Annotated in this window: 12 protein-coding genes and 1 tRNA gene; 3 read left to right on the top strand and 10 right to left on the bottom strand. The window is 51.0% G+C overall.

From position 1 onward, the window contains the following. Positions 1–42: 42 nt before the first annotated feature. The 3 genes from fumC to ACHHV8_RS11940 form a co-directional block, all read right to left on the bottom strand. Positions 43–1,428, bottom strand: a complete 1,386-nt coding sequence (fumC, locus tag ACHHV8_RS11950; protein ID WP_395158461.1) for a class II fumarate hydratase — start codon at positions 1,426–1,428, stop codon at positions 43–45. 468 nt (positions 1,429–1,896) lie between these two features. Next, positions 1,897–2,832 (bottom strand): aldo/keto reductase, encoded by a 936-nt coding sequence (locus tag ACHHV8_RS11945; RefSeq protein WP_395158460.1) that lies wholly within the window; start codon positions 2,830–2,832, stop codon positions 1,897–1,899. A gap of 104 nt (positions 2,833–2,936) precedes the next feature. After that, positions 2,937–5,153 carry a PAS domain S-box protein gene (locus ACHHV8_RS11940; RefSeq protein ID WP_395158459.1) on the bottom strand — a complete coding sequence of 739 codons (2,217 nt, stop codon included), beginning with the start codon at positions 5,151–5,153 and terminating at the stop codon, positions 2,937–2,939. A gap of 158 nt (positions 5,154–5,311) precedes the next feature. Between ACHHV8_RS11940 and ACHHV8_RS11935 the strand changes: the two genes are divergently transcribed. The 3 genes from ACHHV8_RS11935 to ACHHV8_RS11925 all read left to right on the top strand — a co-directional run bounded on the left by ACHHV8_RS11935 (position 5,312) and on the right by ACHHV8_RS11925 (position 6,410). After that, a complete protein-coding gene (locus ACHHV8_RS11935) occupies positions 5,312–5,620 on the top strand; it encodes a hypothetical protein (RefSeq protein ID WP_395158458.1) in 309 nt (102 codons plus the stop codon). Positions 5,621–5,916: 296 nt separating this feature from the next. Beyond that, positions 5,917–6,141 (top strand): DUF4025 domain-containing protein, encoded by a 225-nt coding sequence (locus ACHHV8_RS11930; protein WP_395158457.1) that lies wholly within the window; start codon positions 5,917–5,919, stop codon positions 6,139–6,141. A gap of 110 nt (positions 6,142–6,251) precedes the next feature. After that, positions 6,252–6,410, top strand: coding sequence for a hypothetical protein (locus tag ACHHV8_RS11925; RefSeq protein WP_395158456.1), 159 nt, complete (start codon positions 6,252–6,254; stop codon positions 6,408–6,410). Positions 6,411–6,495: 85 nt separating this feature from the next. Here ACHHV8_RS11925 and ACHHV8_RS11920 read toward each other — a convergent pair. The 7 genes from ACHHV8_RS11920 to ACHHV8_RS11890 all read right to left on the bottom strand — a co-directional run bounded on the left by ACHHV8_RS11920 (position 6,496) and on the right by ACHHV8_RS11890 (position 12,307). After that, positions 6,496–6,569 (bottom strand) — tRNA-Arg (locus ACHHV8_RS11920). 197 nt (positions 6,570–6,766) lie between these two features. Further along, positions 6,767–8,074, bottom strand: coding sequence for an ABC transporter permease (locus ACHHV8_RS11915; RefSeq protein WP_395158455.1), 1,308 nt, complete (start codon positions 8,072–8,074; stop codon positions 6,767–6,769). Further along, on the bottom strand, positions 8,067–8,969 hold the full coding sequence (locus ACHHV8_RS11910) for an ABC transporter ATP-binding protein (protein WP_395158454.1): 903 nt from the start codon (positions 8,967–8,969) through the stop codon (positions 8,067–8,069). The genes ACHHV8_RS11915 and ACHHV8_RS11910 overlap by 8 nt, the downstream gene beginning before the upstream one ends. Beyond that, the gene (locus ACHHV8_RS11905) at positions 8,970–9,929 is read right to left on the bottom strand and encodes an ABC transporter ATP-binding protein (RefSeq protein ID WP_395158453.1); all 960 of its coding nucleotides are present in this window, start codon (positions 9,927–9,929) and stop codon (positions 8,970–8,972) included. Between the two features lie 35 nt (positions 9,930–9,964). After that, the gene (locus tag ACHHV8_RS11900) at positions 9,965–10,405 is read right to left on the bottom strand and encodes a GntR family transcriptional regulator (RefSeq protein WP_395158452.1); all 441 of its coding nucleotides are present in this window, start codon (positions 10,403–10,405) and stop codon (positions 9,965–9,967) included. A 108-nt stretch (positions 10,406–10,513) separates the two neighbouring features. Beyond that, on the bottom strand, positions 10,514–11,230 hold the full coding sequence (locus ACHHV8_RS11895) for a hypothetical protein (protein WP_395158451.1): 717 nt from the start codon (positions 11,228–11,230) through the stop codon (positions 10,514–10,516). Positions 11,231–11,380: 150 nt separating this feature from the next. Beyond that, positions 11,381–12,307: a glycerophosphodiester phosphodiesterase family protein gene (locus ACHHV8_RS11890; RefSeq protein WP_395163481.1), complete on the bottom strand. Its 927-nt coding sequence runs from the start codon at positions 12,305–12,307 to the stop codon at positions 11,381–11,383. Between the last annotated feature and the right edge of the window lie 5 nt (positions 12,308–12,312).

Raw genomic sequence — 12,312 nt, 5'->3', positions numbered from 1 at the left:
CTATAAGCCTAGTTTACCAAATAAACGCCGCGGACGGGAAGCTTATTTGGGCCCGATCATCTCTTCCGGACGGACATACTCGTCAAATTGCTCCTCGGTCAGGAACCCGCTGCGAACCGCCGATTCCTTCAGCGAAAGCCCTTCCTTGTGCGCCTGCTTGGCGATCTTCGCCGCTTTCTCGTAGCCGATATGCGGGTTCAAAGCGGTGACCAGCATCAACGACTGCTGCAGGTAGCGTTCGATCACCTCGCGATTCGGCTCAATGCCGACCGCGCAATGGTCGTTGAAGGAATGGAGCGCGTCCGAGAGCAGGCGGCAAGATTGCAGGAAATTATGAATCAGCACCGGCTTGAACACGTTCAGCTCAAAATTCCCCTGGCTCGCCGCGAAACCGATCACCGCGTCATTGCCCATCACCTGGCATACGACCATCGTCATCGCTTCGCTCTGCGTCGGGTTCACCTTGCCGGGCATGATCGAGCTCCCCGGTTCATTCTCCGGAATGGTCAGCTCGCCGATGCCGCACCGCGGCCCGCTGGCCAGCCAGCGGACATCGTTGGCGATTTTCATCAAGTCGGCGGCCAGCGCCTTGATCGCTCCATGGACGAATACCAATTGATCGTGACTCGTCAGCGCATGGAATTTGTTCGCTGCCGATACGAACGATTTGCCGGTTTCTCTGCTGATTTCTTCCGCGGTCATATCTCCGAACCGCGGATCGGCGTTCAGACCCGTCCCAACGGCCGTACCGCCGATCGCCAGCTCCTTCATCGACTGCACGCTGCTCTCGATCATTTTGCCGGTGTGCTCCAGCATGGCCCACCAGCCGCTGATCTCTTGTCCCAGCGTCAGGGGTGTCGCATCCTGCAAATGGGTACGCCCGATTTTGACAATATCCGCGAATGCCTCCATCTTGAGCTGCAGCGTCTCCTTCAGCTTGGCAATCGCCGGCAGCAGCTGATCCTCAACCGCAAGCACGCCGGCAATATGCAGCGCCGTAGGAAACGTATCATTGGAACTTTGCGATTTGTTCACATCGTCGTTCGGATGAATTCGCGCCGTGCTCCCCCGCTGCTCCAGCAGCTGATTGCCTCTGTGGGCGATCACTTCGTTCACATTCATATTGGATTGCGTACCGCTGCCCGTCTGCCACACCACCAGAGGAAAATGCTCGTCCCATTTCCCTTCAAGGATTTCGTCCGCCGCCTGAACGATGGCCTCCGCTTTTTCCCTTTCCAGCTTGCCGAGCTTGCTGTTCACGAGCGCTGCCGACTTCTTAAGCACGGCAAAAGCCCGGACGACCTCCAAAGGCATCCGTTCCGTACCGATTTTGAAGTTTTCGCTGCTCCGTTGAGTCTGTGCTCCCCACAGCTTATCCGCAGGTACCTGAATTTCCCCCATCGTATCCCGTTCAATTCTATAACTCATCACTGCACCTCCCAGTTTATTTCCAACGTATTTTACCCATTTTATGCATTTCTCAAAACGAGAATAACCAGCCGCCCGATTTAGCCCAAATATACAAAAAAAAGAGCCGGGAAAGCGCTCTGCTTATCCAATCAAGAAGAGTCCTGTTCCCGGTTATTAAGAAAGCAACAAATGACTTGCCAACAAAATCAATCTATGATATGATGTATGGATGTATCAATTATATATTTGCAAAGCAGCCTCAATTAAGTGTTGCCCCGCTATTCCTCCACCCATTTAAACTATTCAAATTCCATGAACCCAAGAATTTGTTTTTCGTGTTAACTGATTCACACTGGCGCGGTCATCGGAGCCGCAAGGATGAAAGAGAGGTAGGGCTTTCATTGTTTTAGGACACAAATGCTAGTTTTGATGCAAGGCAGCAAGGTTGCAAGCAAGACATGATACTTTTTGAAGAGCTCATCTTATTTATTGTGCAGCGTCGATTCCGGCAATCACTTTTTGACTCACCGCACTCAAAGCCTGGATTTCATCGGAGGTTAATTCGATATCCACTGCGTCGACATTTTCCTGCATATGCTTAATGCTTTGGGAACCGACGATCGCCGTAGTCAGCGCAGGCTGCTGCAGCAGCCATTGAATCGCTATCTGAGAAACCGCTTTGCCTTTAGCATCGGCAATTTGCTTCAGCAGCAGGATGAGCTCTTCCTCTAATTTTAAATGCTCCGGCAGGAACAGGCGTCTCGTACTGCGGAAATCGTTCTCGTCCAATGTTTTTCCGCCCAGATGGAATGCTCCGGTCAGAATGCCTTTCGCGATGGAGCTGTAGCTCATAATCCCGATTTGGTTTTGCAGGCAGTAAGGGACGATCTCCTGCTCAATCTCACGGTGGAGAAGGCTGTACTCCGGCTGAATAACGTCGATTTGAGCGTATTGTCCCGCTTCCTGGAGCTGTGCCAAAGAGAAATTGGAAACGCCGATCGCACGAATCAATCCTTCTTCTTTAAGCTTGTTGAATTCTGAAAGCGTTTTATCCAGTGGGATTTCAAAGCTTGGCCAATGAATATAATAAATATCGATATAATCCGTTTTGAGCCGATTGAGGCTGTTCTCTGCCGAACGTCTAACGTCATCAGGCGCCAGGTGAGCGCGGCTTACTTTGGTCGAAATCACGCATTGGCTGCGAATGCCTTCCAATGCCGCCCCGACAATTTCTTCCGAGTGGCCGGAGCCATAGCCTTCCGCCGTATCGAAAGTTGTAATGCCCATCTCATAAGCCGCTTGAATAGCCTTGATGTTGTTGTCGTCGCTTGTAAATTCCCAGGTCCGTCCCCCCAGCTCCCAACAACCGAAAGTAATGCTGGAGACATTCAACTCCGTCTTTCCCAGACGCTTGTGCTTCATCCTTCGTATCCACTCCTTCGTTATCTATTCGCTTTGTGCACACTATTCCAGCATAACACGACTTGTCCTCTCCGTGCTAACGTTAATTTCAGATCGTATACGGTTTATTTCAAGTAGGGCTGAACGACAGGCAGAACCACTTCAACGGTCGTCCCTTCATGAAGCTGGCTTCGGAAATCGATACTGCCTTGATGGGACTCGATAATTTTAAAGCACATCATCAGCCCAAGCCCCGTTCCCTTTTCCTTCGTCGTATAAAAAGGCTCTCCCAGATGGGACAAGCGTTCCTTCGGAATGCCGCTGCCGGTATCCGCAATGCGCACCAGAACGTCCTGCTCTCCATTATCCACATCGATCTTCAGCTGCCCGCCCTGAGGCATAGCCTCAATCGCATTTTTCATCAAATTAATGAAAACCTGCTTCAATTGAATTTCCGAGCAGCGAACCAATACCGGCTTCAGGCCCATGTCGACCTGCATCTCGACGTTTTTCATATTGGCTTCCGGTTCAATCAGCTGAATGACCGTATCGAGAATCCGGTTCAGCGATTTATTATCGTACTGGGTAACTTGAGGCTTGGCTATAATTAAAAATTCGCTGACGATAAAATTAATCCGGTCCAGCTCCGAGATCATAATCTCATAATATTTTTCCTGGGAGGGTACCCCGGCCTGCATCAGCTGAAGAAAGCCTTTCAGCGACGTCAGCGGATTTCTGATCTCATGGGCCAGCCCGGCGGCCAGCTGTCCGACAACCGACAGACGGTCCGATTTGCGCAGCAATTCTTCCGTTTTTTTGCGTTCGGTAATGTCTCTTGTAATCGCGGCGTAAGCTATCGTCTTGCCGTTGGCATCTTTGATCGTCGACAAGGTCAGATTAATATAGAGCAAGCTGCCGTCCTTGCGGAGTCTCGTCGTTTCATAGTTTTCAATATCCGTCCCCGAAGTCAGTTTGCTGTACAGCATGTCCTTTTCTTCCGTCTTATCCTCGGGAATGATAAGCAGCTGCTTGCCGAGGGCTTCCTCCTCGGTGTAACCGTATATTTTCTCAAAAGCTCGGTTTACCTGGACGACATTCCCGTTCAAATCGACGACATCGATCGCATCCGGCGTATTGTTAATAAACGATTCCAGCATCTCCTTGGTCGCTCTTAAATCTTCCTCGGCCCGCTTTCTTTCCGAGATATCAATACATGAGGCTATCACCTCTACGACCTTCCCGCTTCGCTTAACAGGCTTCATATGGATCAGGTAGGTCAGATTATTTTTCTGGCCCTCATAAGTCACCGTCTCTTCTCCGGACCAGGCTCTGTTGTAGCATTCCTCTATTTGTGCGATACTGCCGGACTCTACAGGAAAATCGCTCAGTTCCTTTCCGACGACAAACTCCGGCCGGTAGCCCAAACGATAAACTAGCTCCCCGTCACACAATGTGTGAATAAAGCGATCGCCTATTTTTTTGAATTTATAGGTCATTCCATGCTGCTTGGAAACGACATCGATCAGCTCCTGCTGAATCGCTCCCAGCTTTTCCTGCGTCATTCTATGCTCTGTAATGTCACGCGCAATGATATAAAATCCGACAATCGTCCCGTCGACAATAATCGGCACGTCCTTAGCTCCCAGGTGGATCAGGCTTCCGTCCTTATGCGTTACCGTAATGTCATGGTTGTACTGCTCTTTGTCTTCCACCGCATGCTGAAATATATGGAGATGCTCGCGCTCGCCGGCAATGATCGTTTTAAGCGGCTTATCCATCAATTCGTAGGACTTGTACCCGATAATCTGCTCCATCGCTTCGTTCAACCCGTTCATTCTTCCATGCATGTCCAAAGAAATGATGCCGGCAGGGTTGTACTCGATTAAAGAACTGAATTTTTGTTCTAACTGCTTGCGCGCACTAATATCCTGAATCTGTGCAATGGTGTATAAAGGAGCCCCTGCTTCATCCCGTACCAATGATACGTACAGCAGTCCCCATATGATATGACCCTGCTTATGATAACAGCGGATTTCTTTGTTATAGGTGTCCTTACGGCTGCTCAACAGTCTGCTATGGAGTCTTTGCAGGCTCTTCAGATCGTCGGCATGAATAATAGCCGCAATGTCGGTCTTCATTAATTCAGCCGACGAATAGCCCGATATGTTGGAAAGAGCCGGATTTACTTTTAACCAGGTTCCATCCAGGGCAATAAGTGCCATCCCGATTGCAGCATAGTCAAAAGCATGCTGGAACAGCTTATCCTTCCCATCCGTTAATGCGTTTGACGACGGCACACTTTTAGAAGACCCATGATCCATACCAGATATCGATTCAACCATGCTTGTCCCTCGCATCCCTATTTTTCTGTATAAATACATACTTTCTTCATTACGAGGGCTTTTCCTCCTTCCCTAACCAATGAATCCGCCTAATGTCCTATAAATATTACAATTCGGGGAGTGTCATAAATTCATATTTCGACTAAAGAGGTGATTGTATGAGTTTTGAATCCAACCCGTCTTTGAATGCCGGTACCGCTGATAGTCAAGCCCGCTCTTTGCAGGCGCCTGTGTTAACCGTGAAGCAATGGCTTGTGACCTTGATCGTATTGGCCATTCCGCTGGTGAATCTGATCATGCTGTTCGTCTGGGCCTTCGGGGATCAAACCAATCCGAATAAGAAGAACTATGCGCGGGCTTCCCTTCTGCTGGCGGCCATCGTTATTGTTTTATATATTATTATGCTTATTTTCATCTTCGTCATTTTCGGGCTGCAGGGTCTTTCATCTTATTCCTCATTGAAATAGCCTTAGAACAGTCTGTAGTAAAAGGATACCGCCCGCCGATAGAGCCAGTCTCTAACGACGTGTAAGACGGCTTCAAAATCGCCATGCAAGCGGGATGAGAAGTGTTTCTTCGTAATTAATAGGTCATTCAGACATTTCTGAATGGCCTATTTTTGATGCGGAGACAGCAGTTTTTTTGTTCAAAAGGGTATGAAAAGATAACAAACGTGACACATTAGCAAATGGTTCTCTTCATCTAAAGGAGTTCCGCTTCTTGATAGAAGAGTTCAATCGATCCATAAAAGGAGACAGCCTTGATGAAGTCGTCCTCTAAGCAGCAGCAAGTGACAAATGCAGCCAACACAAGTCAGGCCGATCATCCCCTGGATGGCCAAAGCCTGACGAAAGAACAGCTGAGCGATGTATACGCAGCGGGAACAAGTGACGGGTACGTGCAGCTGGAGCAGGGTGCAGTACAAATCCCGTCAACGGGCTACGAGGAAACCTCTAAGCGGAACAGCAGCGCAGCGGAAGAGGAATAATCGCCTCCGCTTTACAGAGTGAGGCTGATTTTTCCCAACAAAAGCTTGCATGTCCCCAAGCAAGGGGTGGAATACTTACATCTAGAGGGATTTGAGGAGGTGAAGAATCCATGGCTAACAACGAGCAAAATGCAGTGGAGCATGCACTGAACGCAGCACAAGCCAATGCAGAGAGCACGGAAGAACAACAACAGGTAGAACAGCTGTCTTCCCTGCTGCAAAACAGCACGCAAAACAATCAAGCTCAAAACGAAGAAGCAAACGAATAGTCTTCTTCTGAAAATCTAAGCTGCATGACAAAAAAAGCCTGCGATCATACGATCGCAGGCTTTTTCATTAAATCTAAAAAAATAACGTTCCCTGAGAGATTCGAACTCCCGGCCTTTTGATTCGTAGTCAAACGCTCTATCCAGCTGAGCTAAGGGAACATGGCAAAAACTTAAAGCAAGTGCTTGTCTAATACTTACTTTTAAAGCATATTTTATTATACCAATGGAGAGCGAAAAAGTCAAAAAGCAGCTTCACGCCTAAAATTATACCTCTATACGGTATGGAAGCTGCCGAGCCGGTTGGCCGACAGCTTTTTTTTTCCGTCTGCTACCCAATGCCATTCTCCTGAGACCTTCTATAATTTATATGCCTTCATCGCTTTGCGAAGCTCCTTGATGCTCGGACGCTTGCCATACAGCAGCACCCCCGTGCGGTAAATTTTGGCGGACAGCCAGCCGAATCCATAGATGGAAACCAGCATAATCAATAGCGAGATTGCGATCTGCCACTGCGGCGGATCGCTGACCCCTGCCCGCAGCACCATCGCATAGGGAGCAAAGAAAGGAATGAACGAACAGACCGTCACAAAGGTGCTATCCGGGTGCGTCAAATTAAATATGCCGATATAGAACCCGATCATCGAGAGGAAGGTCAGCGGCATCACCGCCTGGCTCAAGTCCTCGGTGCGGCTGACGATGGAACCGACGGCCGCATACAGCGTCGCATACAGGAAGTAGCCGGTCAAGTAGAACAGGAGCGCCAGCAGCAGCAGCCCGCCGTTCACATCGCTCAGATGAATGTTGAGGTTGCCGAGCGCCTCGCGATTGGCCGGAATTTGCGCGTTAGCGACAACAACGATGACATAGACGGCAATTTGCAGAAGCCCCACCAGAAACATGCCGATAATTTTACCGAACATACTGTTCAGCGGCGAAACGCTGGTGATCAGCACCTCCATAATCCGCGAGCTTTTCTCCGTCGTCACTTCGCTTGCAATCATTTGACCGGTTCCCATGATCGAGAAGAACAACAGGAACAGCACAACGTATACAACCCCCATATTAACGCCTTGCTGAGCTGCCGTCAGTCCGGCGGACTCGCCGGCGGAAATCTGCAGCGACTGTACATTAACCGGAGCATACAGCCTCTGCAGCTGCTCCTGCGTAAGCCCGGAGAACTGCATTTTCACATTCTGCAGAGCGGTCTTCAATGCATCCGCGGAGCCGCTGTCCAGCACCTTTTCCGACTTATACACCGCATCGTAGAAGGTTCCGTCCGCGTTCTCCTTAAACAACAGATATCCCTTGATCTTCCCTTCCTTCATACCCTGCCGAAGCAACGCTTCATCCTTATCCGGGATCCCGCTCCCCTCAAAGGGAATCAGCTGCATATCCCGTTCTGCTTCCGACTTTTGCTGAAAATACTGCTTGAGCTTCTCTCCCAGCAGCGTAGGGGTCACACGGCTTTGCAGCTGCTCGCTCTGCACAGTGACATACCCGACCTGCTTCGGTCCGGTATCCCCTTTACTGAACAAGGAAATAAGGTGGGGCAGATTCACCCCAAGCGAAAGAATGCAGACAAGAATCAGCGTCGTAATAATAAAGGATTTGCCTCTCGTTTTGTTGCGGAACGTGAAGCCGATTACCGTTCTTAAATCATGCATGCCGCTCACCTACCGTTCTGATGAAGATTTCATTTAACGTCGGCTCCATAATCTCGAACCGGGTGACTTCCGCCTGTTCCATGGCGTACCGTAAAATCCGGCTCCCCGCCTGCTCGTCTGCAATTCGGATCTCATATGCCTGCTCATGACGCATGACACTGATTACACCGGGCAGGTCTTCAAGTCCGCGGATTTCTCCATTGGCAGCCAATAGAACACGTTCCCTCGGAAACTGGCCCTTGATCGATTTCAAGCTGCCTGCCAGCACCGCATTCGACCGGTGAAGAATCGTAATGCTGCGGCACAGCTCCTCCACATGCTCCATGCGATGGGTCGAGAACAAAATCGTCGCCCCTTGATCCCTCAGCTCTTTGACGGTCGATTTCAGCAGCTCGACATTCACCGGATCGAGTCCGCTGAACGCTTCATCCATAATGATGATCCGCGGCTTATGAATGACCGAGGCAATGAACTGGATCTTTTGCTGATTGCCCTTGGACAGCTCTTCCACGCGCTTGTCGTAATATTCCGGCACCTCGAAGCGTTCCAGCCACTTGCGCAAGCTTTCCTGGGCGTCCTTGCGCGACATGCCGCGCAGCTGAGCCAAATAAACGAGCTGGTCGCTCACCTTCACCTTGGCGTATAATCCGCGCTCTTCCGGAAGGTATCCGAGCGTTTTGAGCTGCTCCTTCGTGTAAGCTTTGCCATCATACAGAATCTGTCCCGCATCCGGAAAAATCAGGCCCAGCACCATACGCATCGTCGTTGTTTTGCCTGCCCCGTTAGCACCAAGCAGACCGTAGATCTCACCGCGATCCACCTCAAAGCTGATTCCGTTGACAGCCATTTTCTCTCCGTACTGCTTGACTATGTTTTCTACGGTTAAAGGTTTCATTCAGCTACCGCCTTTCTGCCTGGACATCTCAATCAGCGCTTCCATAATATCGTCAAGCTCCAGCGGCCGCTCGCCTGTCACAGACCAGCCCCGCTCTCTGCACCATGCCTGGGCCTCCCGTGCACGTGAAGTCACGATGCGGCATGTGCCGCCGCCCGCTTCCTCGATGCTGTACAGACCCGGCAGCTTCGCCGCTTCTTCCGCGATCGCGGCCGATGAGCCGCCGCTCTCATAGCCGGCATAAAAGGTATGCCACGACCCGAGCAGCTCATCCTTCTCGTACATCCCAATCAGGCGGCCGTCCGCCAGGCAGACGATATAATCCGCCAGGCGTCGCACTTCTTCAAGCATGTGCGTCGCAATAATAATGGTGCGGTCTCCCTGCTCCATATACTTGTGCAGCTCCTCCACCATCTTCTTGCAGGAGATGGGATCAAGCCCTGAGCTCGGTTCATCGAGCAGGAGCAGCTCGGGGCGGTGAGCCAGTGCCAGCGCAAGCTCGTATTTGCGCCGGCTGCCCTTGGACATCTTGTCCAGACGCAGGGTCGCATCGACCTTGAACCGTTCAAGCAAATGCTCAAACCATGCCCGATCCCATTTCGGGTACCACTGGCTCACGAAGCCGGCCTTCTCCGTTCCGCGGATGGATCGTTCCGGATAGGTATCTTCGTCCGCGACGTAACCGATTCTACGCTTCACATCCGCGTCGTCCGTTCCTCCCACAGCTTTCCCCAGCAGGCTGATCTCGCCGCTGTTCGGCTTGGACTGACCGAGAGCCAGCCGGAACAGCGAGCTTTTGCCCGACCCGTTGGGCCCCATAATGGCGGTAACATAGCCAGCGGGTATTTCTAAATCCAGCGGGCCGAGCCGAAAGCTGTTTTCTTTGTTCTGAGTAACGCCGTGCATCTTCAGGACGGGATATCCTTCTTTATTTTCATCGTTATAATCAGCATAAGTCATACGATTCCTCCTTCTGCTGTAATCCGCACGCTCTGTCATTGGGCGGCCGGATCGTAATCCGGAGATCTTTCAGGCTGTAGAGCGTCTTCCCCGCCCATCTGGCGGTTCAGCTCTTCGCGGACGAAGCGCTCGATATCCTCCCGGTCGCAGCCTGCCATGATTGCTGCAGTTATCGCCGAAGCTACAGCTTCCCGTACGCCTGCGAGCTGCTTTTGCCGATAGAGCGTCCGGTCGACGGGAGCAACGTAGGTGCCCGTGCCTTGTCTCGTACGGAGCAGCCCTTCCGCCTCCAGATCCTGGTACACGCGGCGGATCGTTATTAAGCTGCACTTCAAGCTGTGGGCCAGCTCCCGGTTGGATGGAAGCAGTTCATTCTCCTGAAGCCTGCCGCTTAGGATCAGCGTCCTTAATTGGGATTCAATCTGATGATAGAGCGGCTCGGCGCTATTCTCATTGATATGGATGGGCAGCCGCATAATAAGCACCTTCTTTTAAAATTCGTCGCTCGATCTCAGCCGCAGCACGGTTTCACAGAAACGGAAACGTATACCGTGTGTTATCGATGGCTCCTCACCTTACTTTTATTATCCAAGCAGGCTGCGGCGTGAAATAATGGACGCAAGCAGCGGTACTCCGGCGAGGATAGAGACAGCTCCGGCAAGCAGCGCGCCTAAAGCCGGCCGCCAGTTGTGAACTGCAGCCGCTCCCAATAGATCGCCTACAAGAGAGTGACCCGACAAACGGCAAAGCAGAACGACAGCTGCAAATAACGGGAGAGTTCCGATGCAGGATAACAGATACTTGCGGCTCGCGAATCCCAGTTCCATGATAAGATATACCACGCTCATAAAGACGGCATATCCCAGCCAAAACAAGGCATAATTCAGCAGCTGAACCCAGCTTTGTTGGAAGAACCAAACGCTGAGCAGAAATATCATGGTGAAAAAATATATCCACATCGGCAGAAGCAGTGACAGCATGGACATGACCCTGCCCGCGGCGATCTGCTTAACGGTAATCGGCATGGCCCGCATCGCGGCGAGCTTACGCGCGGTATAGTCCTCCTTCACATTGCGAAAGGTCGTTTGGTTCATAAAAAATCCCAGGCAAGGCACGATACATAGCATGATAAAATCGATCGTTCCCGCTAAAAAAGCTTCTTGCGAGAAATCATTGACCTTATAAAGCGGAAAAGTGAACGCAACGATATACGTTGCCAGCAGGAGTGTCACCAGACTCCCCAGCCAATTCTGCCTCCATTCATACCGCAGCAGCAGCCATGCTCCTTTCGAAGTCGACACGGATATCACCTCACAAGGATCACTGTTATTACTGTATATATGTTTATATACAGTTTATACACAGGGTCTTTCTATGTCAACCTCCGCTCGAAAAAACCGCCCATACCCTTTCGGGCATGCGCGGCCGTAATCCATAACAAGCCAAGCTTTTCAATTTTTCACCGCTCTATACAAAGGGGCAATACGATCGATCCGGTTCGTCCATATCCAGCTTGTATAATGGGCAGGCAGACGCTTGATATCCTCTGACGTATCGAACCCGCTCGAGAAATCGCTGCCGTCTCCCCCCACTACAATCGTGCGGGTATCCGCCCGGTCCATCCGGTTCAGGAATCGATCCGGCCAGCCCCACAGCCATGGCGCGATTTTCTCCGGAATATGCAGCTCCGTATGCCGGCATGCGGAAGGCGTCAGCCCCGTCCATCCCGCAGCTAGATAGGGAATAAGACAGCTTTTCATCGTTGCTTTAGACATTATCCGCATATCGGGCATCATTGTTTTTAAAGCGGCAATAGGCTGGTCTCCTCCATATACCGCTAACAGCTCCTGCTGCTGCTTAGGCAGTGCGGATAAATATTGCGCAAGCAGCTTTCCTTCATTGGGGTCATTGCTTTTCACATCAATTAAAAAAGCCTTGTCGGTGAAGCGGCGCAGCACCTCGGTTAAGGACGGCATCTGATAAATCCCTTTGCCGCGAAAAGGAAAGGTTTGTCCGTGATCGGCCGTATAGCCGTCCCCGATATCCAATGCTTTCAGCTCATCCATCGTGTAGTCTCTTGTGACGCCCTTCCCGTTCGTTCGGCAATCCAGTGTCCAATCGTGAAAAACGGCAAACTGGTTATCCTTCGTCCAGTGCACATCAAACTCCACGACGTCGGCTCCTGCCTGAAACGCCGCTTCGATGGAAGGAATCGTATTCTCGAGAAAATCATGCTCGGGCGGATAAATCCGCTCGGCCGTACAGGTGTCATTGGCGATTCCCTCCATGGAGTAGGTTTGCGCAAGACCGCGGTGTGCCAGAAGCTGAGGCTCTCCGCTTCTTGGTTCGGCCCAATAAGAGCTGTTATTCCAATACATGAATA

This window comes from Paenibacillus sp. TAB_01, from assembly GCF_043945595.1.
Lineage (GTDB): Bacteria > Bacillota > Bacilli > Paenibacillales > NBRC-103111 > Paenibacillus_S.
The sequence above is the reverse complement of the archived record's forward strand: the minus strand, read 5'-3'. Positions and strand labels throughout refer to the sequence as shown.

What these genes read in the sequence shown, in the direction of transcription:
- ACHHV8_RS11940 (WP_395158459.1), bottom strand. Translation starts at nt 5,153, where the DNA reads ATGGTTGAATCGATATCTGGTATGGATCATGGGTCTTCTAAAAGTGTG.
- ACHHV8_RS11915 (WP_395158455.1), bottom strand. Translation starts at nt 8,074, where the DNA reads ATGCATGATTTAAGAACGGTAATCGGCTTCACGTTCCGCAACAAAACG.
- ACHHV8_RS11945 (WP_395158460.1), bottom strand. Translation starts at nt 2,832, where the DNA reads ATGAAGCACAAGCGTCTGGGAAAGACGGAGTTGAATGTCTCCAGCATT.
- ACHHV8_RS11890 (WP_395163481.1), bottom strand. Translation starts at nt 12,307, where the DNA reads ATGTATTGGAATAACAGCTCTTATTGGGCCGAACCAAGAAGCGGAGAG.
- ACHHV8_RS11930 (WP_395158457.1), top strand. Translation starts at nt 5,917, where the DNA reads ATGAAGTCGTCCTCTAAGCAGCAGCAAGTGACAAATGCAGCCAACACA.
- ACHHV8_RS11925 (WP_395158456.1), top strand. Translation starts at nt 6,252, where the DNA reads ATGGCTAACAACGAGCAAAATGCAGTGGAGCATGCACTGAACGCAGCA.
- ACHHV8_RS11935 (WP_395158458.1), top strand. Translation starts at nt 5,312, where the DNA reads ATGAGTTTTGAATCCAACCCGTCTTTGAATGCCGGTACCGCTGATAGT.
- ACHHV8_RS11905 (WP_395158453.1), bottom strand. Translation starts at nt 9,929, where the DNA reads ATGACTTATGCTGATTATAACGATGAAAATAAAGAAGGATATCCCGTC.
- ACHHV8_RS11900 (WP_395158452.1), bottom strand. Translation starts at nt 10,405, where the DNA reads ATGCGGCTGCCCATCCATATCAATGAGAATAGCGCCGAGCCGCTCTAT.
- fumC (WP_395158461.1), bottom strand. Translation starts at nt 1,428, where the DNA reads ATGAGTTATAGAATTGAACGGGATACGATGGGGGAAATTCAGGTACCT.
- ACHHV8_RS11910 (WP_395158454.1), bottom strand. Translation starts at nt 8,969, where the DNA reads ATGAAACCTTTAACCGTAGAAAACATAGTCAAGCAGTACGGAGAGAAA.